We start from the raw sequence: 25,896 nt of genomic DNA on the forward strand, positions 1-25,896 counted from the left end.
GATGAAGTGAATGCAATGGCATATGCTTACATCAAATGATGTAGCAAAGGAAACGAATACGAATATCGCCAAAGGTTTAACGACCGATGAAGCGAAAAAGAGACTAAAACGGTTTGGCTATAATGAGTTAAAAGAGGCGAAAAAGCAGTCTGCGCTTCGATTATTTTTAGGTCAGTTTAAAGATTTTATGGTGCTTGTGTTATTGATTGCCACGGTGATTTCTGGGCTGCTTGGTGAGTATGTCGATGCAATTGCCATTATTGTCATTGTCATTATGAACGCATTTTTAGGTTTTTTCCAAGAGCGACGTGCTGAGAAATCGCTAGAGGCGCTCAAACAATTATCGGCACCGCAGGCGATGGTATTGCGTGATGGAGAGTGGGTAAAGGTCCGTTCGCAAGAGCTTGTCGTCGGGGATGTTGTGAAATTTTCGAGCGGTGACCGCATTGGCGCGGACGTTCGCTTAATCGATGCAAAAGGATTAGAAATTGAGGAATCGGCATTAACAGGAGAATCAGTTCCGACGGCCAAATCAGCCGTTCCGCTTGCGAATGAGCATGCAGCTATCGGTGATTTACATAATATGGCGTTTATGGGGACATTAGTGACAAGGGGAAGTGGCGTCGGCATTGTTATCGCGACGGGAATGAAAACAGCGATGGGACAAATTGCGAACCTTCTCCAAGAAGCGGATACGGTTATGACTCCGCTGCAACGGAAACTAGAGCAATTAGGTAAGATTTTAATTGTTGTTGCGCTGCTTTTGACCGTTCTTGTTGTAGGAATTGGTGTCATTCAAGGGCACGATATTTATGAAATGTTTTTAGCTGGCGTTTCATTAGCGGTCGCGGCGATTCCAGAAGGATTACCGGCAATTGTGACGATTGCTCTCGCGCTGGGTGTACAGCGAATGATTAAGAAAAACGCGATCGTTCGTAAATTACCAGCGGTCGAAACGCTAGGGTGTGCATCTGTCATTTGTTCCGATAAAACGGGTACGATGACAGAAAATATGATGACCGTCACGCACATATGGGCGAGCGGAAGAAACTGGACGGTCAGCGGGACGGGGCTTGAACTGGCAGGACAGTTTTATGAAAACGGCCGCACTATTGATACCAAAAAAGAAACCTCATTACAGCAGTTGCTAACATTTGGGGCAGTTTGTAACAATTCACAAATAAAGGAAAAAGGGAAGCGTCGTTACATTGAGGGGGATCCAACGGAAGGCGCACTGCTTGTTGCGGCGATGAAAGCAGGGCTGACAAAAGAGAGAGTAGAGAGCGAATTTATCATTGAACAGGAATTCCCATTTGATTCCGAGCGAAAAATGATGACCGTCATCGTTAAAGACGGAGCGGGCAGACGGTTTATTGTGACAAAAGGCGCTCCTGATGTGTTGTTGCAAGTGAGCGGGCATATATGGTGGAACGGTCGAGAGCAAATGATGACAATGGCTTGGAGAAAAACGGTACAAGACGTCATTCACACAATGGCAAATCAAGCGCTTCGCACCATTGCGATTGCTTATCGTCCATTGCGAGCCCATGAACGAATTGCATCGGAAAAAGAAGCGGAAAAGGAATTAATTTTCTTGGGCATTCAAGGGATGATCGACCCGCCGCGTCCCGAAGTCAAAAAAGCGGTACAACAATGTAAAGAAGCGGGAATTAAAACGGTGATGGTTACCGGTGACCATGTATTAACCGCCAAGGCGATTGCACGGCAATTAGGGGTTTTACCGAACAGCGGAAAAGTGATGGACGGTCAAACCTTGGCGCGGCTTTCCATTGATGAGTTAGAGCAAGTCGTTGATGATATTTATGTGTTTGCTCGCGTATCGCCGGAACATAAATTGAAAATTGTCAAAGCGTTCCAAAGAAGGGGACATATCGTGGCGATGACCGGTGATGGCGTGAACGACGCGCCGGCGATTAAGGCGGCAGATATTGGAGTCGCGATGGGGCAGTCGGGTACTGATGTTGCCAAAGAAGCGGCCTCGCTTATACTGTTAGACGACAACTTTGCCACCATTCAAGCCGCGATTCAAGAAGGAAGAAACATTTACGAAAACATTCGCAAATTTATTCGTTACTTGCTTGCTTCCAACGTCGGGGAAATTTTAGTGATGTTGTTTGCGATGCTTCTCGCATTGCCGTTACCTCTTGTGCCGATTCAAATTTTATGGGTCAACCTTGTCACTGATGGGCTTCCAGCGATGGCGTTAGGGCTTGATCAAGCGGAAGAAAATGTGATGAAACGGAAGCCCCGCCATCCGAAGGAAGGAGTATTTGCCCGCGGGCTTGGTTGGAAAATTGTGAGCCGTGGGTTCATCATTGGAATCGTGACGCTCGCGGCGTTTATGACTGTTTATGAGCGAGGCGAAAATAATCTTGTATATGCTCAAACGGTTGCGTTCGCGACGTTAGTGATGGCTCAATTAATTCATGTTTTTGATTGCCGCTGTGAACGTTCGATTTTTGACCGTAATCCTTTTGGCAATCTGTATCTCGTTGGAGCTGTGTTACTATCCGTCTTGTTGCTACTTGTCGTCATTTATTATCCGCCGCTACAAGGGATTTTCCATACGGTTCCGATTATCCTGCTTGATTGGGTATTAATCGTGGGATTAGCGGCATTACCGACATTTTTATTTGCCGGTTCGTTTTTTACAAGAAAATGATGAAAAAATATGATATAATAATCAAGGTGATAGAGGACCACTCTATGACCTTTTCTTTTTGGATGTTAATATAATTGGGTGTGATAATATGGTTTACAGCATGACAGGCTTTGGACGAAGCAAAAAAGCGAATGAACATATGAATGTAACGGTAGAAATGAAATCGGTCAATCATCGTTTTTGCGAAATTTCTGTTCGGATCCCTAGACAATGGCTCGTCTTTGAGGATAAAATAAAAAAAGTGATTTTACAGTACGTGAAAAGAGGCAGAGTCGAAGTTTTTGTCAATGTCGAAGGAGAAGGATTAATAAAAAGAAAATTACAAGTTGATTGGCAATTAATTGATGAATACTATGAGCGCTTGCAGGAAGCGAATGAGCGTTTTTCTCTGCAAGATCGTATTACGCTTGGGCAACTGTTCCAGCTTGAAGGAGCGACCGAAGTGATTGAAGAAGAGACGGGAAATGAAGAGATTGAACAATTGGTCATTGCAGCTGCTGAAGAAGCGGCTCAACAGTTAACAGAGATGCGCCGTCAGGAAGGACAAGCGCTATTGAATGATATTCATGAGCAGCTTGCGATGATGACACAATGTGTGCGCAATATTCGTACGTGGGCTCCTGAAGTGACAGAACAATATCGCGAGCGGCTAATGAAGCGAATCGATGAACTTGTGCAAGGGGCGGTTGATGAGACACGCATTTTGACGGAAGTGGCTATTTTCGCGGAAAAAGCGGATATTAATGAAGAATTAAAACGAATTGATAGTCATTTGGAGCAGTTTGTGGACACATTACATAAGACCGAACCGATTGGACGCAAGCTTGACTTTTTAGTGCAAGAGCTAAATCGCGAGATCAATACGATCGGTTCGAAAGCGAACGATAGCCGCATCGCTGCACAAGTGGTAGAGATGAAAAGCGCACTTGAAAAAGTAAAAGAGCAAGTGCAAAATATAGAGTAACTGTTTATAACCGTCAAGTTGCGGCAACAATTTTATGGTAGGAGGATTTCTTTCATGGGTATTAAATTAGTGAATATCGGCTATGGAAATATGGTTTCAGCCGCCCGTATTATCTCGATTGTCAATCCTGATTCCGCTCCGATTAAACGAATTATTCAAGACGCAAGAGAGAGCGGAAAACTAGTCGATGCGACCCATGGAAGAAGAACGCGTGCGGTCATTATAATGGATAGCGATCATGTTATATTGTCTTCCGTGCAGCCGGAAACGGTCGCACACCGTCTATATGAACGTGATGATTTATCGGAGGAAGGGTAGGGTTTAGACGTTTATGTGTGAAAGAGGATTATTAATTGTTTTATCGGGACCATCTGGTGTTGGAAAAGGAACGGTGCGGAAAGCATTATTTTCGCAGCCAGATATTAACTTACATTACTCGATTTCTGTGACAACAAGAAAACCGCGCGAAGGCGAAGTCGATGGTGTCGACTATTTCTTTAAAACACGCGAAGAATTTGAACAAATGATTCGTGAAAATAAATTGCTCGAATGGGCTGAATATGTCGGCAACTATTATGGTACGCCGATTGATTACGTCGAAAAAACGCTTCAAGAAGGAAAAGACGTATTCTTAGAAATCGAAGTGCAAGGCGCCTTACAAGTGCGCAAAGCGTTTCCAGAAGGACTGTTTATTTTTCTTGCGCCACCGAGCTTAAGCGAGTTGAAAAAACGGATTGTCACAAGGGGAACTGAGTCAGAAGAGTTAATTAACAACCGAATGAAAGCGGCAAGAGAAGAGCTCGAAATGATGGATGCGTACGACTATGTTGTTGAAAATGACAAAGTTGAATTGGCGTGTGAGCGCATTAAAGCGATTGTCACTGCGGAGCATTGCAAGCGCGAACGCGTCGCGCAACGTTATAAAAAAATGCTGGAGGTTGAATGAAGTATGCTGTATCCTTCCATCGATTTACTAATGGAAAAATTGGATTCGAAATACACGCTTGTGACCGTTGCTGCTAAACGGGCACGTCAATTGCAAGAAAAGGAAGATTTGACGATTGAAAATCCTGTATCAAAAAAATTTGTTGGAAAAGCGTTAGAGGAAATTGCCGCAGGTCATATCGAATTAGCAGAAGAAGAAAAATAACAACCTAACCGTTAGGTTGTTATTTTTTTACAATAGTGACAGACCATAGGGGAGCTGTGTGAAATGATAAATGGAAAAAATATTTTATTATGTGTGACAGGTGGAATTGCTGCCTATAAGGCAGCGGCGTTAACAAGCCAATTAAAGCAGCGGGGAGCCAATGTCAAAGTGATGATGAGCGAAGCAGCATGTCAATTTGTCACCCCATTAACCTTTCAAGCGTTATCACGAAACGAAGTATATGTTGATACATTCGAAGAAAAGAATCCGGCAGTTATTGCCCATATTGATGCAGCCGATTGGGCGGATCTTGTCATTGTTGCTCCGGCGACGGCCAATACGATTGGGAAGCTAGCCCATGGCATTGCTGATAACATGATTACGACAACATTGCTGGCAACAAAAGCACCTGTGTGGATTGCGCCGGCCATGAATGTCCATATGTACGAACATCCAGTTGTGAAGGAAAATATTGAAAAGTTGTTTCGTTTCGGCTACCGGTTTATTGAGCCGTCAGAAGGATACTTAGCATGCGGATATGTAGGAAAAGGACGGTTAGAAGAGCCGGAAAAAATCATAGAATGTATCGAAGAATATTTTTCTTCTGCTACGCCGTTGTTACAAGGAAAAAAGGTGCTGGTCACCGCAGGACCGACGCGGGAAAAGTTAGATCCGGTTCGCTTTTTTACGAATCGTTCGACCGGGAAAATGGGGTATGCGATTGCCGAAGCGGCAGCGGAGTTTGGTGCGGAAGTCACGCTCATTTCCGGGCCAACCTGTTTACCGTCTCCCCCTAATGTGAAAACGATTCGTGTGGAATCAGCACAGGAAATGTACGAAGAAGTCATGAAAGTATTTCCGACGGTCGATATTGTCATTAAATCAGCTGCTGTTGCTGATTATCGTCCGAAACACGTATTTACACAAAAAATAAAAAAGCAGCCGGGAGATTACGTCATTGAAATGGAGCGGACGATCGATATTTTAAAAGTGCTTGGGGAACAAAAAACGAAGCAACTATTAGTTGGCTTTGCAGCAGAAACAGAGCACGTCGAAGAGTATGCCCGAGAGAAATTAGAAAGCAAACATTTAGATATGATTGTCGCTAATAACGTTAGCGAAGAGGGAGCTGGATTTGCCGGCAATACAAATATTGTAACGATTTTCAAACGAGACGGGTCTGTTACATCGCTTCCGCTTTTACCGAAAAAGAAAGTAGCGGAAGAGATTTTAAAAGAAATCCATCAATATATCGAGGCGATTCAATGAAAATAGCAGCGGTAATTGTCGATGTTCCAGCGCGGCAAACGGACCGACCATTTGATTATGTAATACCGGAAAAATGGGAAGATGTATTACAGGTTGGTATGCGTGTGACGGTTCCGTTCGGCGCGCGACTATTGCAAGGTTTTGTCGTTAACATTAAGTCACATTCCGAGGTAAAAACGTTAAAACCGATTGAAGCGATACTGGATGTCACTCCAGTATTGAACGAAGAGTTGCTCGGTTTAGGACAGTATTTAACGGAAACGACGCTTTGTTTTGCAATTTCTGCCTATCAAGCGATGTTGCCGGCGGCGATGAAAGCGAAGTACGAAAAAGAAATCCATCTCGTTCACGAAGAGGATCGCGCCCGTTTGCCTGAAACGATTCAGTCGCTCTTTGCCGATCGTTCCGTCATTTCTTGGAAAGACGTAGAACATACAAACGTTGTTCCGCTTTTGCAAAAAGAAATTCAGAAGGGCTATTTAGAGGTTGTGTATCGCGTCAAAGAAAAAGCCGCGAAAAAAACCATCAAATACATTGATATAGCAGTTTCAAAAGAGCAGATTCATGAAGCGATCGAGGCGCTTCCAGCCAACGCGATAAAGCAAAAACAGCTATTAACGCTTCTTCTTTCAGCGAAGGATGGTATGCCACTAAAAGAATTATTAGAACAAAGCGGCGCTTCTCATGCTTCCGTTAAAGCGCTCATCCAAAAAGGAATTCTTAGTGAGCGCGAAGTGGAAATCTATCGCGATCCTTATGAGCATCGCGAGTTTGTAAAGACAGAACCGCTTCCGCTCACCGATGAACAAAAACAGGCGCTCGCTCCAATTGTAGAAAGCGTGCGGGCGAGCAAACATGAAGTATTTTTGCTATACGGTGTGACCGGAAGCGGGAAAACGGAAATATATATGCAGGCAATTGAGGAAGTGTTGCGCCAAGGGAAAGAAGCGATTGTGCTTGTGCCGGAAATTTCATTGACGCCGCAAATGGTTGAGCGGTTTAAAGGACGGTTCGGCTCGCAAGTGGCGGTTCTTCATAGCGGTCTATCTGTCGGAGAGAAATACGATGAATGGCGAAAAATTCATCGCAAGGAGGTCAAACTTGTCGTCGGCGCGCGTTCGGCGATTTTTGCTCCCTTCGAAAATCTCGGCATGATTATTATTGACGAGGAACATGAAGCTAGTTACAAGCAAGAGGAAAATCCGCGTTATCATGCCCGCGACGTCGCGATTTACCGCGCCCGTTTTCATCAATGTCCGGTTGTCCTTGGCAGCGCCACTCCTTCACTTGAATCATTTGCTCGAGCGAAAAAAGGAATCTATCAACTGTTGACATTGAAAAAGAGAATGAGCGAAAACGGTTTGCCGACGGTCAACATCGTCGACATGCGCGAGGAACTGCGGAGCGGTAACCGTTCAATGTTTTCGCGCATTTTATTTGAAAAACTGCAAGATCGCCTTACCAAAGGCGAACAATCGGTATTATTTTTAAATCGGCGCGGTTACTCGACGTTTGTCATGTGCCGCGATTGCGGGCATGTCATTCGCTGTCCGCATTGTGACATTTCGCTCACTTATCACCGCGTACAGCAGCGATTAAAATGCCATTACTGCGGGCATGAGGAACCGCTTACGTATCGTTGCCCTTCGTGCGAGAGCGAACATATTCGTTTTTTCGGCACGGGCACACAAAAAGTGGAAGAAGAGCTGAACAAACTGCTTCCTGAAGCGCGGGTCATCCGCATGGACGTTGATACGACGAGCCGAAAAGGAGCCCATGAGCGGCTGCTGGAAGCGTTTGGTGAAGGGAAGGCAGATATATTATTGGGAACTCAAATGATTGCCAAAGGGCTAGATTTTCCAAAGGTCACTCTTGTCGGCGTATTAGCGGCAGATACGATGTTACACCTTCCTGATTTTCGTTCTTCGGAAAAAACGTTCCAGCTATTGACGCAAGTGAGCGGGCGCGCAGGGCGGCATAAGCTGCCGGGAGAAGTTGTCATTCAAACGTACACTCCGGAGCATTACAGCATTGAGCTGGCAGCGAAGCATGATTATGACATGTTTTATCAAAAAGAAATGGCAATTCGCAAACTACATGGTTATCCGCCGTTCTATTACTTAACATTAATCACTGTTTCCCATTCCGAAATCACGAAGGCGGTTGCCGTGACGGAAAAAATTGCTGCGTATTTGCGCGCCCATTTATCAAAAGAAGCGATCATTCTTGGGCCTGTTGCTTCGCCGATTGCTCGTCTCCATGATAGATATCGCTATCAATGCATGATAAAATACAAGCGGGAACCAAACTTTACCCGTGTGTTAAAAACAGTTGTTGACCGCTACCAGCAAGAAATCTCCCAAGGAGAATTGTTTATCACCGTTGATACGAATCCATATATGATGATGTAAATGGGAGGAATTGATTTGGCTAAACTGGAAATCGTAACATATCCAGCTGAAATTTTAGAAACGGTTTGCGAAATAGTAACAGAATTTGACCGACGTCTTGTGAAGCTGCTTAATGACATGTACGATACGATGTTAGATGCGGACGGTGTCGGCTTAGCAGCACCGCAAGTAGGCATCGCCAAACAAATTGCTATCGTGGATGTCGGCGATGAGCATGGGCGTATTGAGCTCATAAATCCCGTGATTCTTGAAGCGCGCGGGGAACAAATTGGACCGGAAGGATGTTTAAGCTTTCCGGGGTTATTTGGTGAAGTAAAACGTGCCGATTATGTTAAAGTGCGGGCGCAAGATCGGCGCGGCCGTACGTATACGCTCGAAGCGACCGGCTTTTTAGCGCGCGCATTACAACATGAAATCGATCATTTGCACGGAGTATTGTTTACATCAAAAGTCATTCGCTATTATGAACCGGAAGAATTAGAAGGGTAGATGATGCACAAATGACAAGAATCGTGTTTATGGGCACACCGGATTTTGCGGTCCCGGTGTTAAGGAAACTTATTGAAGATGGCTATGAAGTGGTCGGCGTTGTGACACAGCCGGATAAGCCAAAAGGAAGAAAAAAGGAGTTAACTCCGCCGCCGGTAAAAGTGGAAGCGGAAAAACATGGAATTCCTGTATTGCAGCCGACAAAAATCCGTGAAAAAGAGCAATATGAACAAGTGCTGGCGCTGCAACCAGATTTAATTGTCACTGCGGCCTTTGGACAAATTTTGCCGAAGGAATTGCTCGAGGCTCCTAAATATGGCTGCATTAATGTTCATGCCTCTTTATTGCCTGAATTGCGCGGCGGTGCTCCGATTCACTATGCGATTTTACAAGGAAAAACAAAAACAGGGATTACCATTATGTACATGGTTGAAAAGCTTGATGCAGGAGACATTTTAACACAAATAGAGGTACCGATTACGGAAACAGATACGGTCGGCACGCTTCATGATAAATTAAGCGCTGCTGGGGCAAAACTGTTATCAGAGACGATTCCGCTTTTGCTTGCCGGAAAGCTGACACCGGTCAAGCAAAACGAAGAAGAGGCAACGTTTGCCTACAATATCAAGCGAGAACAAGAAAAAATTGATTGGACAAAGACCGGTGAGGACATTTATAACCATATTCGCGGGTTAAATCCTTGGCCGGTTGCCTATACAACGTTTGAAGGACAAGTATGGAAAATTTGGTGGGGAGAAAAAGTTCCTGCGGTGAAAAAAGCTGCTCCGGGAACGATTATCGAAATCGTTAATGATGGTATTGTCGTCGCAACCGGAAATGAAACGGCGATTAAAATTACTGAACTGCAACCAGCAGGCAAAAAACGAATGAATGCCGCACAATTTTTGCGTGGTGCGGGTGCTCATGTCACAATTGGAATGAAGCTAGGAGACGAAAATGAGGACTAAAAACGTACGAGAAGTAGCATTAGAAACGCTTTTAGCGGTGGAAGAAAAAGAGGCCTACAGCAATTTATTGTTAAATAACATGATTCAAACGTATCGACTTCCGAAAAAAGACGTTGGTTTGTTGACGGAAATCGTCTATGGAACGATCCAACGGCGCGACACGCTTGATTATTATCTGCGGCCATTTATAAAAAAAGCGCGTAAACTGCAAACATGGGTAAAGGTGTTGCTGCGTCTGTCACTGTATCAAATGATCTATCTTGATCGCATTCCTGATCGCGCCGCTATTTTTGAAGCCGTCGAGATTGCGAAAAAGCGTGGTCATCAGGGAATTGCTTCAATGGTCAACGGTGTGCTTCGCGCCATTCAACGCGAGGGCGTCCCTTCGTTAGACACGATTGTCGATGACATTGAACGATTAGCGGTGGCGACAAGCCATCCACATTGGCTCGTCAAGCGTTGGGTCAACCAATACGGCATCGAAGAAACGAAGAAAATGTGTGAAACGAACTTGCATGCGCCGAAGCAAACAGCGCGGGTCAATACAGCGCGAACGACGGTGGAACAAGTGATTCATACGCTTGAACAAGAAGGTGTCGAAGTCGCGCGCGGAGAAATCGTCGAAGAAGCGATTCAAGCAAAAAAAGGGAATTTGGCGCATACCCAAGTGTTTCAAAAAGGGCTTATCACCATTCAAGATGAAAGCTCAATGCTTGTTGCCAGAGCGCTTGGCGTTCATGAACATGAACAAGTTCTTGATAGCTGCGCGGCACCGGGTGGAAAATCGACCCATATTGCCGAACTGATGAACAATACCGGACGAGTCGTGTCATTAGACATTCATGAACATAAAGTTAAACTAATTGAGGAGCAAGCCAAACGCCTTCAGCTCACGAACATCGTCACACATGTGCTGGATAGCCGCCGCGTTGCCGATTATTTTGCGGAAGAAACGTTTGATAAAATTTTAGTTGATGCGCCATGCTCAGGATTTGGCGTCGTTCGGCGCAAACCGGATATTAAATACGCTAAAACAGAAGCGGATATTCCAGCGTTAGCGACATTACAGTTCGAAATTTTACGTGCGGTGGCCCCATTGCTGAAAAAAGGCGGCACACTTGTGTATAGCACATGCACGGTTGATAAGGAAGAAAACGGAGCGGTGATCAGACAATTTTTACAACAACATCCTGAATTTATCCTCGATGAAACATTGAAAGAGCGATTGCCGAAAAAAGTGCAGCCATATGTTCACGATGGGCAACTGCATTTACTTCCTCATTACTTCGGCTCAGACGGATTTTTTATCGCATCATTACGAAAGAAGGTGTAACTTCATTGAAAAAAACAGACATCATCACGCGAAACAAACGAGAAACAGCTACTCGCAATCCATCCATTTATTCGCTGACGTTGGAAGAATTGCAGGCGTGGATGGTTGAACAAGGAGAAAAGCCATTCCGCGCTACACAAGTATATGAGTGGCTGTACCAAAAGCGGGTAAGCTCCTTTTCTGATATGACGAATCTCCCAAAAGCATTGCGCGAAAAACTCGATGACCATTTTGTCATCACAACATTAAAAACACTTGTTCAACAGACATCGCAAGACGGCACGATGAAGTTTTTATTTGAGCTTCATGATGGCTACTCGATCGAAACGGTCTTAATGAGACATGATTACGGGAACTCGATTTGCGTAACGACCCAAGTTGGCTGTCGCATCGGGTGTACGTTTTGCGCTTCCACGCTTGGCGGTTTGAAGCGTCATTTAGAAGCAGGGGAAATTGCCGCTCAAGTCGTCAAAGTGCAAAAAGCTCTTGACGAACAAGGAGAACGGGTAAGCAGCATTGTCGTCATGGGAATTGGCGAGCCATTCGATAATTACGATGAGCTCATCAAGTTTTTAAAAATTGTCAATCACCAAAAAGGGCTCAACATTGGTGCACGCCATATTACTGTATCGACAAGCGGCATCATTCCAAAAATTTATCAATTTGCCGATGAAGGAATGCAAATTAATTTTGCTATTTCTTTACATGCACCAACGACGGAATTGCGGACGAAGCTCATGCCGATTAATAAGGCGTATCCGCTGCCAAAATTAATGGAAGCAGTGCGTTATTACATCGAAAAAACCGGTCGCCGCGTGACGTTTGAATACGGTTTATTCGGCGGGGTGAACGATCAAATTGAACACGCCGAACAATTGGCGGAACTTATTAAAGGATTAAAATGCCACGTAAACTTAATTCCAGTCAACTACGTACCGGAACGAAATTATGTGCGAACACCGCGCGAGCAAATTTTTGCGTTTGAGCGCGCGTTAAAAAAGCATGGGATTAATGTTACGATTCGCCGCGAACAAGGACACGACATTGATGCAGCATGCGGGCAGCTTCGCGCGAAGGAGCGAAAAGAAGAGACGAGGTGAAATAATGAAAGTCGTTTTCCAAACCGACGTTGGTAAAATTCGACCTCACAACGAAGATTGCGGCGGGATTTTTCAAAACAAAGACGGACATTATTTGGCGGTTGTTGCTGATGGAATGGGCGGACATCGCGCTGGTGATGTGGCGAGTGAAATGACGATTACGTATTTAAAAAATGAATGGGAAGAGACCGAAAACATCTCTTCCCCTGATATTGCGGAACAATGGCTCAAAGATCATGTTGCCAACATTAATCGCATTTTGCTTCATCATTCTTTACAACATGAGGAATGCCAAGGAATGGGGACAACGATTGTCAGTGCCATTTGCACTGACCACTTTGCGACAATTGGTCATATCGGAGATAGCCGTTGTTATCTCCTTAATCAAAATGGTTTTCAACAAATTACTGAAGATCATTCTCTCGTCAATGAATTAGTAAAAACAGGACAAATCTCTAAAGAAGATGCAGAGCACCATCCGCGCAAAAATGTGTTGCTGCGAGCACTTGGGACGGAAAAAGAGGTAAAGCTCGATGTCAAAACGATTAGCGTGGAGGAGCACGATGTATTGCTGTTATGCTCGGACGGCTTATCGAATAAAGTGCCGGAACAAGCGATGGTACATATTTTAACATCGTCTGAGTCACTGGAACAAAAGGCACAAAAATTGATCGATCTGGCAAATGAGCATGGTGGTGAAGACAACATTACGTTAGCGATTGTCGAATTTTCAGCGGAACGTGAAAGTGGGTGATCAGACGTGCTCATTGGCAAACGACTAAGCGGTCGCTATAAAATCATGAGTTTAATCGGCGGCGGAGGAATGGCGAACGTCTATTTGGCGAGAGATATGATTTTGGAACGTGATGTCGCCATCAAAGTGTTACGTTTTGATTTTTCTAGTGATGAGCAATTTATTAAACGATTTCACCGCGAAGCGCAAGCGGCCACAAGCTTAAACCATGAAAACATCGTAAGCATTTATGATGTCGGTGAAGATGAAGGAATTTATTATATTGTCATGGAGTATGTGCGTGGTTATACATTAAAACAATATATCCAACAGCATGCGCCGCTGAGTGTTCCAAAGGCGATCGATATTATGGAACAGCTGACATCAGCGATTGCGCATGCGCACGAAAACGGTGTCATTCACCGCGATATTAAGCCGCAAAATATTTTAATCGACGAGCACGGGAACGTCAAAGTTACCGATTTTGGCATAGCGGTGGCGTTAAGCTCGACAACGATTACGCAGACAAATTCGGTACTTGGTTCGATTCATTATTTATCTCCAGAGCAAGCGCGCGGCGGGATCACCACGGCGAAATCGGATATTTATTCATTAGGAATTGTCATGTTCGAACTGTTGACGGGGCGTCTCCCATTTTCTGGAGAATCAGCTGTTTCGATTGTGCTAAAACATTTACAAGCGGAAACTCCTTCTCCGAAAGCATGGAATCCGAACATTCCACAAAGTGTGGAAAATATCATTTTAAAGGCGACAGCGAAAGATCCATTTTATCGTTATCAATCCGTAAGAGAGATGAATGAAGATATTCGCACGGCGCTCAATCCTGATCGATTGAATGAAAAAAAATTTACTATCCCTGATGATGATGAACCGACAAAAGCGATTCCGATTATTAAGGAAGGAGACATGATCCCTGACGAGCAATCAACGATTGTGCGTGACGAAAACGGAGAGAAAACAGACGGTTCGTCCGTTCAAACGCCAAAAAAGAAGCGGAAGTGGATCGCTTGGATCATTGCCGCTTTACTTTTTCTTGTTGCTGTCGGGGTGAGTGTAGTAACGTGGGTACCGGCTCTTTTCTTTCCAAATGATGTCACCGTGCCTGATGTCACGAACAAAGACTATGATGAGGCAGTAGAGAAGTTATCTTCGTTAGGATTTGAAATTAAGAATACGGTAGATATGGAAGACAATGAGATCACTGAGGGAAAAGTTGTTCGTACAAAGCCAGAGGCTGGGAAGACGGTAAAAGAAGGAACAGCGATTACGATTTATAAAAGTATTGGAAAAAAGAAAGTCGAGTTTGGAAATTTCATAGGTGAAAATATTGATGATGTGGAAGAGCAATTAAAAAATGAAAAATTTTTGCTTGTTAAGCGAAACGAGCGTTATAGTGACGAACCAGCCGGTACCATTATTGAACAATTTCCTTCTCCGGGCGAGAAAGTCGTTCCGGACGAAACGGAAGTGACGTTTACCGTTAGCATCGGACCTCAAAAAATTATTTTAAAAGATTTAACCGGCTATACGGAAAAAAGTGTGCGCGATTATGTTCAAGAACAACAGTTATATGTTATTGTCAAACATGAATATTCCGATAAAGTGCCGGAAGGAATTGTCATGTCGCAAACGCCGAGAGCAAATACCGAATTAGAAAAAGGAGCGACTATTACCGTCGTCATTTCACGTGGAAAAGAGCTACTTCCGAACAAAATGGTCGTAAAAGAAATCGACATCCCATATGAACCGGAGCAGGAAGGCGGAATTGTTGACGCACAACTCTATATTCAAGATGCTAATCACGATATGACTAAACCGTATAAAACGTATCGTCTCACTGCGCCGGTGAAAGAAACGGTGGAATTTAATATTCCGTACAAAGGAAATGGATATTATCGCGTCATTGTGAACAATGTTGTCAAACAAGAAGGGACTGTTCCGTATCCAAATTCGTAAATAAGGGGTGAAGCTATGGCAGAAGGAAAAATTATTAAAGCATTAAGCGGATTTTATTATGTATTAAGTGATGGAGAAATCATTCAATGCCGAGGCAGGGGAGTATTTCGAAAACATAAAATTACTCCTCTTGTCGGTGATCATGTTGTTTTTCAAGCAAACAGTAAAACGGACGGATATATTATGGAAGTTTGCGAACGGAAAAATGAGCTTATTCGCCCGCCGATTGCCAATGTCGATCAAGCAATTCTTGTTTTTTCTGCGGTAGAGCCAGATTTTAGCCCAGTCCTTCTTGACCGCTTTCTTGTTCTGATTGAGGCAAAAGACATTCAACCGATTATTGTTGTGAACAAAATGGATTTGCTCGATGATGAGATAAGATCAACAATTGAAACGTATATAAACGATTACCGACAAATTGGTTATGATGTCATCGAAACATCCACAGTAACAAAGTCAGGAATCGAGAAGTTACTTCCTTATCTAGAAGGACGGATTTCTGTTTTTGCCGGGCAATCGGGGGTCGGAAAATCATCGCTTTTAAACGCACTTCGACCGGATCTTCAGTTAAAAACGAATGATATTTCCACCCATTTAGGGCGTGGTAAGCATACAACTCGCCATGTCGAACTGATGGAGGTAGGCGGCGGCTTAGTTGCTGATACACCAGGATTTAGTGCACTAGAGTTTCATGATATCGAGGAAGAACAATTGCCGCTTTGTTTTCCTGAATTTCGTGAGCGCAGTCACGAATGTAAATTTCGTGGATGCACGCATATTGCCGAGCCAAAATGCGCTGTTAGGAAAGCGTTAGAAGCAGGGGAGATTCCTGCTTATCGTTATGATCATTATGTCAGCTTTATGGAAGAAATTAAAGAAAGAAAGCCGAGGTATTAAACATGGTAAAAATTGCTCCTTCGATTTTATCCGCCAATTTTGCACGACTCGGTGAGGAAATTCGCGATGTGGAACAAGGTGGAGCGGATTATATTCATGTTGACGTGATGGACGGGCATTTTGTTCCGAACATTACGATTGGTCCGCTTATTGTTGAAGCGATTCGTCCAATTACACAATTACCGCTCGATGTCCATTTAATGATTGAACAACCTGATCGGTACATTCCAACATTTGCGAAAGCGGGCGCTGATTATTTATCTGTCCATGTTGAAGCATGCCCGCACTTACATCGCACTATTCACCTGATTAAAGAATGCGGGGTCAAGGCGGGTGTCGTTTTAAATCCGCATACACCTGTGGCGATGATTGAGCACATTATTGATGATGTCGATTTAGTATTATTAATGACGGTCAACCCAGGCTTTGGCGGGCAGAAATTCATCCCTTCTGTGTTGCCAAAAATTAAACGCGTTGCGGAGCTGGCACAAGAGCGAGGGTTAGACATCGAAATTGAGGTAGATGGAGGGGTAAATGTAGAAACGGCCCGTCTCTGTATCGAAGCAGGTGCGAACGTGCTTGTTGCCGGTTCGGCCATTTATAATGAACGCGACCGTGCTGCGGCTATTCGCGCGATTCGCGGTACAACATGAACGGAAGGTGGATAAAGCCTTCCGTTTTTGTTCAAAGATAAGAAAGCATAAATGTGAAACAAACATTATCTGAAGCGTCCAGTCTGTTTGCTTATTGAATTGGCATCGATAAAAACTCATGATCTGAAAAGTGATGTAATCAGTTCAAACACTCCTGAGGGAGGACAAGCTATCTCGCAGGTGAAGAATATTTGCCATTTGTCCATCGCGGGAACTGGGATGATGACAGTTTGTCGTTTGACCACAGGACGTGAGCAGTTTTTAAGCAAATTCGGGAACTGGAATTGTTTTGAATAGAGTAGCAAGGGAGAGAGAAAGAGATGATCATTCATATTGTCGGAGGCGGGCCGAGTGAATTTCTTCCTCCGCTTCATCATTATAATGGTGACAATGTAAAATGGGTGGGAGTTGATCGAGGCGCTCTTCGCCTGTTACAAATGGGAATTCAGCCTGTAAAAGCATTTGGTGATTTTGATTCCATGGATGCAAAAGAACTGAAATGGGTACAGACCGTTTTAGATGACATGGAAATATGGCCATCCGAAAAAGATAAAACCGATATGGAAATTGCTCTTGACTGGGCGTCCGAGCAAAATGCAATAAAAATTCGTGTCTTTGGGGCAACAGGCGGCCGACTCGATCATTTATTCGGCAATGTACAACTCCTAGTGAAGTATATCGATAAGCCAATTGAAATCATTGATAGACAAAACACGATCACCGTCCATACTCCCGGAACATATCCGGTCTTGCATGATCATCATCGTTATATTTCCTTCATTCCCATTTCGCATGAAGTGAAAGGAATTACGTTAAGAGGATTTAAATATCCATTAACAAACTGTCATATTTCTATTGGTTCCACACTATGTATTAGTAATGAACTCATCCGATCTTCTGGTACTTTTTCATTTTCGGAAGGCATATTAATGATGATAAGAAGCAAAGATTTAGGCGGGTGCTTCTAGGTACTATTTCTCGTCAATGGAATATACTTATAAGGAAAATGAGGTAAAGCTCGTCACGATAGCTGAGGAGGGAATTGAAATGAAGTTTTATACAATTAAGCTGCCAAAATTTCTTGGCGGAATTGTGCGCGCTATGTTAAACTCTTTTAAAAAAGGATGAAAAAAGCACCAAGAAATTGGTGCTTTTTTATTTGCGAACATAGAATGGAGTTCGCTTGCGCTTTTCATTTTGTCTAGCTCGGCGACCAACCAGCTCGCTTCCTAAGCAGCTAGGGATCAAATTACCTTAATCTTCTCTCTTGAGGTTCTTGTCGCCTCAAAAGAGAAGAGGATTTGCCCATCGCGGAGCCAAAATGGCGACATTTCACCGCTTTTCCAACAGGACGTAGGCAGTTTTATGCGAATTTGGGTCGCCTCCGCTTTTTTATTATACGCGTTCTACTTTACCGGATTTAAGTGCACGAGCAGAAACCCATACACGTTTTGGTTTTCCATCTACTAAAATGCGTACTTTTTGAAGGTTGGCTTTCCATGTACGCTTATTGGCGTTCATTGCATGTGAACGTGAGTTGCCGAAAGATTTTTTCTTACCTGTTACAAAGCATTTTGCCATGTTTTTCCCTCCTTACTTGTCAAACAAATTAGCGTTATCGACTTGGCGTGCGAAAAACACTACTATAATTTATCATACAAAGTAGCAGATTGCAATATGTCAGTGAGCAGCTTTCAAGAAAATCACCTTGACATATGTTTTAGATTTCGGCTAAATAATACTAGTAGGTGATGGGAGGACTTTTAAAAAGTTAGTCGTTATAGTACAATGGCTGTAGCTGTGTGAACAATTCCAAAGGGGGAACGACTGATGTCCATCGAGTTACAAACAAAGTACGGACGAATCGAAATTTCTAACGACGTGATTGCGACGATCGCTGGCGGTGCTGCTGTGGATTGCTACGGAATTGTTGGAATGGCTTCAAAAAGCCAAATTAAAGATGGGATTTCGGAAATTTTACGAAGAGAAAACTTTTCAAAGGGTGTTATTGTTCGCGAAGAAAACGGAGAAGTACATATCGATATGTACATTATCGTTAGCTATGGAACAAAAATTTCCGAAGTCGCCCATAATGTACAAACAAAAGTAAAGTACACGCTCGACCAAATATTAGGACTTTCTGTGCAATCAATTAACATCTATGTTCAAGGGGTTCGAGTTACGAACCCGTAGTAAGGAGGAAGTGTTCTGTGACAATCAAAACTTTAGACGGAAGACGTTTCGCTGAAATGGTACTAAAAGGAGCACAGCATCTAGCCAACAATGCAAAAGCGGTAGATGCGCTAAACGTCTTTCCAGTCCCGGATGGAGATACGGGGACAAATATGAACTTATCAATGACTTCTGGAGCGAAGGAAGTCAAAAATAACCCTTCTGACCATATTGGAAAAGTAGGCAGTGCCTTAGCGAAAGGCTTGCTCATGGGAGCGCGTGGAAACTCTGGCGTTATTTTATCGCAATTATTTCGCGGCTTTGCTAAGGCGATCGAAACAAAAAAGGAAATTAATAGTATTGAATTTGCAGCTGCGTTAGAAGCGGGTGTGGTGACAGCATATAAAGCTGTTATGAAACCAGTCGAAGGAACGATTTTGACAGTGGCCAAAGACGCAGCGAAACGCGCTGCTGCTGTCGCGAAAAAAGAGCCTGATATTGCTATTGTCATGGAAGAAGTGGTGAAAGAAGCGAAAGCCTCGTTACAGCGTACTCCGGAATTGCTTCCCGTGTTAAAAGAAGTGGGTGTTGTCGATAGCGGCGGTCAGGGTCTTGTGTACGTATATGAGGGATTTTTAGCGGAATTGAAAGGGGAAGCTGTTGACGATCTAAAGACAGCGGCGGTTTCTATGCAAGAATTGATCAATGCCGAGCATCATAAAAGTGCTCAAAGTCATATGCATACGGAAGATATTGAATTTGGCTACTGTACGGAGTTTATGGTTCGATTTGAAGAAGAGAAGCTGCGCCAGCATCCGTTTTCTGAGGAAGCATTTCGCCAAGACTTAAGCCGATTTGGCGATTCGTTATTGGTCATTGCTGATGATGAGCTAGTGAAAGTTCATATTCACTCCGAGCAGCCAGGGGAAGTGCTAACATACGGACAGCGCTACGGGAGCTTATTAAATATTAAAATTGAAAACATGCGCGAGCAGCATGCCAACATCGTTAATGAAGGACACAAATCTATGCAGCCAGCGCCGGCGGTGAAGCAAAAGGAACAATACGGCATCGTTACGATCTCGATGGGAGACGGAATTAGGAATTTATTCAAAAGCATCGGTGCCCATGCGGTCATTGAAGGCGGTCAAACGATGAATCCGAGTACGGAAGATATCGTCAAAGCGATTGAAAGCGTCAATGCTGAAACTGTTTTTGTTTTGCCAAACAATAAAAACATTATTATGGCCGCTCAACAGGCAGCATCCGTGGTGGACAACGAAGTAATTGTGATTCCATCCAAGACTGTTCCTCAAGGAATGGCTGCCATTTTAGCGTTTAATCCGACCCTTTCTGCCGAGCAAAATGAAAAGGCGATGACGGCGGCATTATCTCAAGTCAAAACGGGACAAGTCACATTTGCGGTGCGCGATACAACGATTGATGGAGTAACGATTGAAAAAGATGATTACATGGGGATTTCTGATGGAAAAATCGTTGTGTCAGAAAAAGATAAGCTGTCCGTGACAAAACAACTAATCAATGCGTTGATTGATGAAGATAGCGAAATTGTCACAATTTTATATGGTGAAGAAGCAACGGAAGAAGAAGTAGAAGCGATTGTTACCTATGTTGAAGAGACATATCCAGATGTTGAAGTGGAAGTGCACAACGGGGGACAACCGTTATATCCATTTATCTTTTCTGTTGAATAATATGTTAGAATAGTAGAAGGGGGAATTCCCCTTCTATTTTATTGGAAGCAAAGGGAGAGAAAAAGCATGAAATATAAAAGCGTGTTTGACATTATCGGGCCGATTATGATTGGTCCTTCAAGCTCGCATACAGCGGGAGCCGCACGAATCGGCAGAGTGGCTCGCAGCTTATTTGGCAGAAAACCAAAATGGGCCCATATTTCTCTTTATGGCTCTTTTGCGCAAACGTATAAAGGTCATGGAACGGATGTCGCTATTGTCGGAGGATTATTAGATTTTGATACATTCGATGAGCGCATTCCTTTCTCGATGGAAATCGCCAAACAAGAAGGCATTGACGTCATGTTTTATGAAGAAGATGCTGTTCCCAATCATCCAAATACAGCGAGAATTCGCATCGGAGACGAAAAAGGAGAGCTTGAGCTTGTCGGCATTTCTATCGGAGGAGGGAAAATTGAAATTACAGAATTAAACGGATTTGAACTCAAATTATCGGGTCACCATCCAGCATTGCTCATCGTGCACAATGACCGATACGGAACGATTGCGTCCGTAGCGAACGTCTTAGCCAAATACGCGATTAATATCGGACATATGGAAGTATCGCGGAAAGAAAAAGGAAAGGAAGCGTTAATGACGATCGAAGTTGACCAAGCGATTGACCAGTCTATCATTGACGAATTAACAGCATTGCCGCATATCATTCAAGTGACTAAAATTGTTGATTAAGAAAAGGAAAGCGTTTACAAAAATGCAGCGTGGAAGGAGGCATCACGATGTTTCGCAATGTCGCTGAACTCGTGCAATTGGCGGAAAGTCAGCAAATCAAAATTGCTGAAGTGATGATTCAACAAGAAATGGAAGTAACAGGGAGAAGTAGAGACGAAATTTTTGCGCAAATGGAGAAAAATTTGCAAGTCATGGAACAGGCTGTAGAGAAAGGATTAGCAGGTGTCTCTTCCCATTCAGGCTTAACGGGTGGTGATGCTGTTTTGCTGCAAGCATATATTCGCCAAGGACGATTTTTATCCGGCGAAACGATTTTAGACGCGGTCAGTAAAGCAGTTGCTACCAATGAAGTAAATGCCGCGATGGGAACGATTTGTGCAACGCCAACAGCGGGATCTGCCGGAGTCGTACCGGGAACGCTATTTGCTGTTAAAGAAAAATTACATCCGACGCGTGAACAGATGATCGAGTTTTTATTTACTGCCGGTGCGTTTGGATTTGTTGTTGCTAATAACGCTTCGATTTCTGGGGCTGCCGGGGGCTGTCAAGCAGAAGTGGGTTCTGCGGCAGGAATGGCAGCGGCCGCTTTAGTGGAAATGGCAGGGGGAACGCCGAGCCAGGCAGCTGAAGCAATGGCCATTGCTTTAAAAAATATGTTAGGATTAGTATGTGATCCTGTCGCAGGATTAGTAGAAGTCCCGTGTGTAAAACGAAATGCAATGGGGGCCGCAAATGCGATGGTGGCGGCGGATATGGCGCTTGCCGGCATTAAAAGTCGCATTCCTTGCGATGAAGTAATTGAAGCGATGTATCGCATCGGTGAGGCGATGCCAACCGCTTTGAAAGAAACTGCACAAGGAGGGTTAGCAGCAACGCCGACTGGTCGCGCATTAGCGGCCAAAATTTTCGGCGTATCAGCTAATAGCCGTGGATAACGTATTACAACAGCCAGTGACGCAAATCAAAGGAATTGGGGAAGAAACAAGCGAAGCATTACAAGAAATGGGAATTAAAACGATTGAAGATTTGCTCATGCATTTTCCTTACCGTTACGAGGATTATGAGCTGCGAGATTTAGCTGATGTGAAACACGATGAAAAGGTGACTGTCGAAGGGAAGGTTCATAGTGAACCTTCTCTTACGTATTATACTCGTAAAAAATCGCGCTTAACGTTTCGTTTGCTTGTGGGACGCTATTTAATTACTGTCGTTTGCTTTAACCGACCGTATTTAAAAGGGAAACTATCCATTAACGAAACGGTCACCGTTACCGGAAAGTGGGATCAACATCGCCAGACGATTACAGCGAGTGAACTCAAGCTTGGAGCATTGCCGGAAAAGCGCGAGCTAGAGCCAGTCTATTCGATCCGGGGCGCATTGACGGTAAAAGGGATGCGGCGGTTCATAAAATTAGCGCTTGAGCAATTCGGTGAAGCCATTCTTGATCCGCTCCCAGAAACGGTGAGAAATGCCTATCGTCTCGTATCCAAAAAAGAAGCGATTCGTGCGATTCATTTTCCGCGTTCTCACGAAGAACTAAAGCAAGCGAGACGCCGGCTTGTTTACGAAGAGTTTTTATTGTTTCAACTAAAAATTCATGCTTTGCGTAAAGTTCAACGCGAGCATTCAAAAGGCATTGCTCACACCTTTTCCATGGAGCAATTACAGGAGTTCATTCAACAGTTGCCTTTTCCGTTGACAGGGGCACAAAAACGAGTGGTTCAGGAGATCATCAAAGATATGCAGTCTCCTTATCGAATGAATCGGCTTCTGCAAGGAGATGTGGGCTCCGGAAAGACGGTTGTGGCAGCAATTGCTTTATATGCGACTGTGCTGTCTGGTTACCAAGGGGCACTGATGGTGCCGACAGAGATTTTGGCAGAACAACATGCGCAGTCGCTACAGGCGTTATTAGCGCCGGCAGACGTATCGATTGCTCTTTTGACAAGCTCGATCAAAGGAAAAAAACGAAAAGAAGTATTAGAAAAACTAGCTTCTGGTAACATCGACATCATCATCGGAACCCATGCCCTTATTCAAGATGAAGTAAACTTTCATCAACTCGGATTAGTCATTACCGATGAACAGCACCGATTCGGTGTTGAACAGCGCCGCATTTTGCGTGAAAAAGGAGAATCTCCAGACGTATTATTTATGACGGCGACTCCGATTCCGCGAACGCTCGCGATTACAGCGTTCGGTGAAATGGATGTGTCGATCATCGATGAAATGCCAGCAGGGCGAAAGAAAGTTCAAACGTATTGGGTCAAGCATCATATGCTCGAACGCGTTCTCGATTTTATTGAAAAAGAGGTTCAAAAAGGAAGGCAAGCATATGTTATTTGTCCGCTCATTGAAGAATCGGAAAAATTGGATGTCCAAAACGCGATTGATGTTCATAGCATGTTGACTCATTATTACCGGGGAAAATATCAAATTGGACTTATGCATGGACGCCTTTCCTCAGAGGAAAAAGACGAAGTCATGAAAGCATTCAGTCAAAATCACGTGCAAATTTTAGTATCGACGACCGTTGTCGAAGTCGGGGTAAACGTGCCGAATGCGACAGTGATGGTCATTTATGATGCTGAGCGGTTCGGATTGGCACAACTCCATCAGCTAAGAGGACGGGTCGGACGCGGCGATGAACAATCCTATTGTATTTTAGTAGCGGACCCGAAATCGGAAACGGGAAAAGAACGCATGCGCATTATGACGGAAACAACTGATGGTTTTGTACTATCAGAGAAAGATTTAGAGTTGCGCGGTCCCGGCGATTTCTTTGGCACGAAGCAAAGCGGGATGCCTGAATTTAAGCTAGGCGATGTTGTGCATGATTATCGCATTCTCGAAGTGGCCCGCAGCGATGCAGCGAAATTGATTTATTCCCACGCGTTTTGGAACGATTCTTCCTATGAAGCGTTACGCCTTTATTTGCAAGAATCCGGTGTGTTACACGGTGAAAAACTCGATTAATAAAACAGATTGCAAACTCGTTTTTAGTCTTGCAATCTGTTTTTTTTGATTATATACTACTGTTAGTACCTAGTCATAAAAGTGGACGGTGTATGAATAATGCGAAGAAGCAAACGAGAACGGCAACGGCTCTTGCAAGAGACGATTGAAGAAAATCCATTTATTACGGATGAAGAGTTAGCAGAAAAATTTTCGGTTAGCATTCAAACAATTCGTCTGGACCGTTTAGAATTGTCGATTCCAGAACTGCGCGAGCGAATTAAACATGTCGCCCAGCAATCATTAGCTGACAAAGTTAAATCTCTTCCGATTGAAGAAGTCATCGGTGAAATTATTGATATTGAGCTTGACCACAGTGCGATTTCGATTTTTGATGTCAAAAAAGAGCATGTGTTTAAGCGAAATCGCATTGCGCGGGGACATCATTTATTTGCCCAAGCCAACTCGTTAGCGGTCGCCGTCATTAACGATGAATTGGCATTGACGGCGAAGGCGAACATCCGCTTTACACGGCAGGTGAAGGAAAACGAACGAGTCATTGCAAAAGCCAGAGTCATCGGAGTGAACGAAAACGGAAGAACGCTTGTTGAAGTCAATAGCTATGTTGGACAAGAGCTTGTTTTTTCAGGGGAATTTGAAATGTATCGATCTAACATCGGGAAAAAGGATGGAGTAAAAGATGAAAATAGCGATTGATGCGATGGGCGGCGACCACGCCCCGAAAGAAATCGTTCTTGGAGCTGTAAAGGCGATTCAACACTTTCCAGATATAGAAATTACGCTTTTCGGAGATGAGAAAAAAATTCGCTCTTACCTTTCATCCGATGAGCGCATTACCATCATTCATACTGAGGAAGTCATTGAAGCGACTGATGAACCGGTGCGAGCAGTAAGAAGAAAAAAGCAGTCATCGATGGTCCTTATGGCTGAGGAGGTAAAGCAAGGCCGTGCTGATGCGTGCATATCGGCAGGAAATACCGGGGCACTCATGGCTGCAGGTCTGTTTATTGTCGGGCGAATGGAGGGAATTGATCGCCCAGCATTAGCACCGACACTACCGACGACCGATGGAAAAGGATTTGTATTTTTAGATGTCGGAGCAAATGTCGATGCCCGTCCAGAACATTTACTGCAATACGCATTCATGGGCGCGACATACGCTGAGCATGTAAGAGGAATCAAAAAGCCCCGCATCGGTTTGTTAAATGTCGGAACGGAAGACCAAAAGGGCAACGATTTAACGAAGCGGGCATTTCAGCTTCTTCAAGAGACAAATCTTCATTTTATTGGAAACGTGGAAGCCCGCGATTTACTGCAAGGTGTCGCTGACGTTGTAGTGGCGGACGGCTTTACAGGAAACGTCGCTTTAAAAACGATTGAAGGAACGGCCATTTCTGTATTTTCGATGTTAAAAACGGCGTTAACGAGCAATTTCACAAGCAAGCTTGCTGCAGCTGTATTAAAGCCCAAATTACTTGAGTTAAAAAAGAAAATGGATTACTCCGAATACGGCGGGGCTGCGTTATTTGGATTGAACGCGCCCGTTGTGAAAGCGCACGGTTCTTCCGATGCGAATGCTATTTTCCATGCTGTGCGTCAAACACGGGAAATGGTCATGAGCGATATGGTAGGAACTCTGAAACAGGAGCTTGAAAAAATTCGGTCGTAAGAAAGGAG

The 25,896-nt window shown here is 44.0% G+C and carries 25 protein-coding genes; 24 read left to right on the forward strand and 1 reads right to left on the reverse strand.

Translation table 11 applies throughout. The features are described 5' to 3' along the window. Positions 1–10 precede the first annotated feature (10 nt). The 17 genes from ISX45_RS03080 to spoVM all read left to right on the forward strand — a co-directional run bounded on the left by ISX45_RS03080 (position 11) and on the right by spoVM (position 17,755). A complete protein-coding gene (locus ISX45_RS03080) occupies positions 11–2,683 on the forward strand; it encodes a cation-translocating P-type ATPase (protein ID WP_181554986.1) in 2,673 nt (890 codons plus the stop codon). An 88-nt stretch (positions 2,684–2,771) separates the two neighbouring features. Then, positions 2,772–3,647, forward strand: a complete 876-nt coding sequence (locus ISX45_RS03085; protein WP_181554985.1) for a YicC/YloC family endoribonuclease — start codon at positions 2,772–2,774, stop codon at positions 3,645–3,647. Positions 3,648–3,701: 54 nt separating this feature from the next. Beyond that, positions 3,702–3,965, forward strand: coding sequence for an extracellular matrix/biofilm regulator RemA (gene remA, locus ISX45_RS03090; RefSeq protein ID WP_181554984.1), 264 nt, complete (start codon positions 3,702–3,704; stop codon positions 3,963–3,965). Positions 3,966–3,978: 13 nt separating this feature from the next. Beyond that, positions 3,979–4,593: a guanylate kinase gene (gene gmk, locus ISX45_RS03095; RefSeq protein ID WP_181554983.1), complete on the forward strand. Its 615-nt coding sequence runs from the start codon at positions 3,979–3,981 to the stop codon at positions 4,591–4,593. A 3-nt stretch (positions 4,594–4,596) separates the two neighbouring features. Then, positions 4,597–4,797, forward strand: a complete 201-nt coding sequence (rpoZ, locus tag ISX45_RS03100) for a DNA-directed RNA polymerase subunit omega (protein WP_181554982.1) — start codon at positions 4,597–4,599, stop codon at positions 4,795–4,797. A 63-nt stretch (positions 4,798–4,860) separates the two neighbouring features. Beyond that, positions 4,861–6,066 (forward strand): bifunctional phosphopantothenoylcysteine decarboxylase/phosphopantothenate--cysteine ligase CoaBC, encoded by a 1,206-nt coding sequence (gene coaBC, locus ISX45_RS03105; protein ID WP_181554981.1) that lies wholly within the window; start codon positions 4,861–4,863, stop codon positions 6,064–6,066. Continuing rightward, the gene (gene priA / locus ISX45_RS03110; RefSeq protein WP_194519947.1) at positions 6,063–8,477 is read left to right on the forward strand and encodes a primosomal protein N'; all 2,415 of its coding nucleotides are present in this window, start codon (positions 6,063–6,065) and stop codon (positions 8,475–8,477) included. The genes coaBC and priA overlap by 4 nt, the downstream gene beginning before the upstream one ends. Positions 8,478–8,492: 15 nt before the next feature. Continuing rightward, on the forward strand, positions 8,493–8,966 hold the full coding sequence (def, locus tag ISX45_RS03115; protein ID WP_194519948.1) for a peptide deformylase: 474 nt from the start codon (positions 8,493–8,495) through the stop codon (positions 8,964–8,966). Between the two features lie 11 nt (positions 8,967–8,977). Beyond that, positions 8,978–9,934, forward strand: a complete 957-nt coding sequence (fmt, locus tag ISX45_RS03120; RefSeq protein ID WP_194519949.1) for a methionyl-tRNA formyltransferase — start codon at positions 8,978–8,980, stop codon at positions 9,932–9,934. Further along, positions 9,924–11,267 (forward strand): 16S rRNA (cytosine(967)-C(5))-methyltransferase RsmB, encoded by a 1,344-nt coding sequence (gene rsmB / locus ISX45_RS03125; protein WP_194519950.1) that lies wholly within the window; start codon positions 9,924–9,926, stop codon positions 11,265–11,267. Before fmt ends, rsmB begins: the two co-directional genes overlap by 11 nt. A gap of 101 nt (positions 11,268–11,368) precedes the next feature. After that, positions 11,369–12,367 carry a dual-specificity RNA methyltransferase RlmN gene (gene rlmN, locus ISX45_RS03130; RefSeq protein ID WP_267240209.1) on the forward strand — a complete coding sequence of 333 codons (999 nt, stop codon included), beginning with the start codon at positions 11,369–11,371 and terminating at the stop codon, positions 12,365–12,367. Positions 12,368–12,371: 4 nt separating this feature from the next. Continuing rightward, positions 12,372–13,121, forward strand: coding sequence for a Stp1/IreP family PP2C-type Ser/Thr phosphatase (locus tag ISX45_RS03135; protein ID WP_181554975.1), 750 nt, complete (start codon positions 12,372–12,374; stop codon positions 13,119–13,121). 6 nt (positions 13,122–13,127) lie between these two features. Beyond that, positions 13,128–15,077 (forward strand): Stk1 family PASTA domain-containing Ser/Thr kinase, encoded by a 1,950-nt coding sequence (pknB, locus tag ISX45_RS03140; protein ID WP_181554974.1) that lies wholly within the window; start codon positions 13,128–13,130, stop codon positions 15,075–15,077. Between the two features lie 15 nt (positions 15,078–15,092). Continuing rightward, positions 15,093–15,974: a ribosome small subunit-dependent GTPase A gene (rsgA, locus tag ISX45_RS03145; RefSeq protein ID WP_181554973.1), complete on the forward strand. Its 882-nt coding sequence runs from the start codon at positions 15,093–15,095 to the stop codon at positions 15,972–15,974. 2 nt (positions 15,975–15,976) lie between these two features. Continuing rightward, the gene (rpe, locus tag ISX45_RS03150) at positions 15,977–16,627 is read left to right on the forward strand and encodes a ribulose-phosphate 3-epimerase (protein WP_181554972.1); all 651 of its coding nucleotides are present in this window, start codon (positions 15,977–15,979) and stop codon (positions 16,625–16,627) included. 320 nt (positions 16,628–16,947) lie between these two features. Next, a complete protein-coding gene (locus ISX45_RS03155; protein WP_181554971.1) occupies positions 16,948–17,595 on the forward strand; it encodes a thiamine diphosphokinase in 648 nt (215 codons plus the stop codon). Positions 17,596–17,674: 79 nt separating this feature from the next. Next, entirely contained in the window at positions 17,675–17,755 is an 81-nt protein-coding gene (spoVM, locus tag ISX45_RS03160) for a stage V sporulation protein SpoVM (RefSeq protein WP_003394991.1), read from the forward strand. A gap of 267 nt (positions 17,756–18,022) precedes the next feature. Here the strand turns inward: spoVM and rpmB are convergent, their stop codons facing one another. Then, positions 18,023–18,208: a 50S ribosomal protein L28 gene (gene rpmB / locus ISX45_RS03165; protein ID WP_181554970.1), complete on the reverse strand. Its 186-nt coding sequence runs from the start codon at positions 18,206–18,208 to the stop codon at positions 18,023–18,025. A 249-nt stretch (positions 18,209–18,457) separates the two neighbouring features. On the opposite strand from rpmB, the gene ISX45_RS03170 reads away from it, so the two are divergent. From ISX45_RS03170 to plsX, 7 genes are all read left to right on the forward strand, one after another. After that, a complete protein-coding gene (locus ISX45_RS03170) occupies positions 18,458–18,820 on the forward strand; it encodes an Asp23/Gls24 family envelope stress response protein (protein WP_181554969.1) in 363 nt (120 codons plus the stop codon). Positions 18,821–18,837: 17 nt separating this feature from the next. Further along, the gene (locus ISX45_RS03175) at positions 18,838–20,514 is read left to right on the forward strand and encodes a DAK2 domain-containing protein (protein ID WP_194519952.1); all 1,677 of its coding nucleotides are present in this window, start codon (positions 18,838–18,840) and stop codon (positions 20,512–20,514) included. Between the two features lie 66 nt (positions 20,515–20,580). Then, entirely contained in the window at positions 20,581–21,243 is a 663-nt protein-coding gene (gene sdaAB, locus ISX45_RS03180; protein ID WP_194519953.1) for an L-serine ammonia-lyase, iron-sulfur-dependent subunit beta, read from the forward strand. A gap of 47 nt (positions 21,244–21,290) precedes the next feature. Continuing rightward, a complete protein-coding gene (gene sdaAA / locus ISX45_RS03185; protein WP_181554966.1) occupies positions 21,291–22,178 on the forward strand; it encodes an L-serine ammonia-lyase, iron-sulfur-dependent, subunit alpha in 888 nt (295 codons plus the stop codon). Then, entirely contained in the window at positions 22,171–24,219 is a 2,049-nt protein-coding gene (gene recG / locus ISX45_RS03190; RefSeq protein ID WP_194519954.1) for an ATP-dependent DNA helicase RecG, read from the forward strand. The genes sdaAA and recG overlap by 8 nt, the downstream gene beginning before the upstream one ends. Positions 24,220–24,318: 99 nt before the next feature. Then, positions 24,319–24,915 carry a transcription factor FapR gene (gene fapR / locus ISX45_RS03195; RefSeq protein WP_181554964.1) on the forward strand — a complete coding sequence of 199 codons (597 nt, stop codon included), beginning with the start codon at positions 24,319–24,321 and terminating at the stop codon, positions 24,913–24,915. Further along, positions 24,899–25,888 (forward strand): phosphate acyltransferase PlsX, encoded by a 990-nt coding sequence (gene plsX / locus ISX45_RS03200; RefSeq protein WP_194519955.1) that lies wholly within the window; start codon positions 24,899–24,901, stop codon positions 25,886–25,888. The genes fapR and plsX overlap by 17 nt, the downstream gene beginning before the upstream one ends. Positions 25,889–25,896 lie beyond the last annotated feature (8 nt).

This window comes from Thermaerobacillus caldiproteolyticus, from assembly GCF_015326725.1.
In the GTDB taxonomy this organism is placed as follows: Bacteria; Bacillota; Bacilli; order Bacillales; family Anoxybacillaceae; genus Thermaerobacillus; species Thermaerobacillus caldiproteolyticus.

What these genes read in the sequence shown, in the direction of transcription:
- ISX45_RS03085 (WP_181554985.1), top strand. Translation starts at nt 2,772, where the DNA reads ATGGTTTACAGCATGACAGGCTTTGGACGAAGCAAAAAAGCGAATGAA.
- gmk (WP_181554983.1), top strand. Translation starts at nt 3,979, where the DNA reads ATGTGTGAAAGAGGATTATTAATTGTTTTATCGGGACCATCTGGTGTT.
- remA (WP_181554984.1), top strand. Translation starts at nt 3,702, where the DNA reads ATGGGTATTAAATTAGTGAATATCGGCTATGGAAATATGGTTTCAGCC.
- sdaAA (WP_181554966.1), top strand. Translation starts at nt 21,291, where the DNA reads ATGTTTCGCAATGTCGCTGAACTCGTGCAATTGGCGGAAAGTCAGCAA.
- fapR (WP_181554964.1), top strand. Translation starts at nt 24,319, where the DNA reads ATGCGAAGAAGCAAACGAGAACGGCAACGGCTCTTGCAAGAGACGATT.
- ISX45_RS03135 (WP_181554975.1), top strand. Translation starts at nt 12,372, where the DNA reads ATGAAAGTCGTTTTCCAAACCGACGTTGGTAAAATTCGACCTCACAAC.
- fmt (WP_194519949.1), top strand. Translation starts at nt 8,978, where the DNA reads ATGACAAGAATCGTGTTTATGGGCACACCGGATTTTGCGGTCCCGGTG.
- coaBC (WP_181554981.1), top strand. Translation starts at nt 4,861, where the DNA reads ATGATAAATGGAAAAAATATTTTATTATGTGTGACAGGTGGAATTGCT.
- ISX45_RS03080 (WP_181554986.1), top strand. Translation starts at nt 11, where the DNA reads ATGCAATGGCATATGCTTACATCAAATGATGTAGCAAAGGAAACGAAT.
- spoVM (WP_003394991.1), top strand. Translation starts at nt 17,675, where the DNA reads ATGAAGTTTTATACAATTAAGCTGCCAAAATTTCTTGGCGGAATTGTG.
- rlmN (WP_267240209.1), top strand. Translation starts at nt 11,369, where the DNA reads ATGGTTGAACAAGGAGAAAAGCCATTCCGCGCTACACAAGTATATGAG.
- rsgA (WP_181554973.1), top strand. Translation starts at nt 15,093, where the DNA reads ATGGCAGAAGGAAAAATTATTAAAGCATTAAGCGGATTTTATTATGTA.
- rpoZ (WP_181554982.1), top strand. Translation starts at nt 4,597, where the DNA reads ATGCTGTATCCTTCCATCGATTTACTAATGGAAAAATTGGATTCGAAA.
- priA (WP_194519947.1), top strand. Translation starts at nt 6,063, where the DNA reads ATGAAAATAGCAGCGGTAATTGTCGATGTTCCAGCGCGGCAAACGGAC.
- rsmB (WP_194519950.1), top strand. Translation starts at nt 9,924, where the DNA reads ATGAGGACTAAAAACGTACGAGAAGTAGCATTAGAAACGCTTTTAGCG.
- rpmB (WP_181554970.1), bottom strand. Translation starts at nt 18,208, where the DNA reads ATGGCAAAATGCTTTGTAACAGGTAAGAAAAAATCTTTCGGCAACTCA.
- rpe (WP_181554972.1), top strand. Translation starts at nt 15,977, where the DNA reads ATGGTAAAAATTGCTCCTTCGATTTTATCCGCCAATTTTGCACGACTC.
- plsX (WP_194519955.1), top strand. Translation starts at nt 24,899, where the DNA reads ATGAAAATAGCGATTGATGCGATGGGCGGCGACCACGCCCCGAAAGAA.
- ISX45_RS03170 (WP_181554969.1), top strand. Translation starts at nt 18,458, where the DNA reads ATGTCCATCGAGTTACAAACAAAGTACGGACGAATCGAAATTTCTAAC.
- sdaAB (WP_194519953.1), top strand. Translation starts at nt 20,581, where the DNA reads ATGAAATATAAAAGCGTGTTTGACATTATCGGGCCGATTATGATTGGT.
- ISX45_RS03155 (WP_181554971.1), top strand. Translation starts at nt 16,948, where the DNA reads ATGATCATTCATATTGTCGGAGGCGGGCCGAGTGAATTTCTTCCTCCG.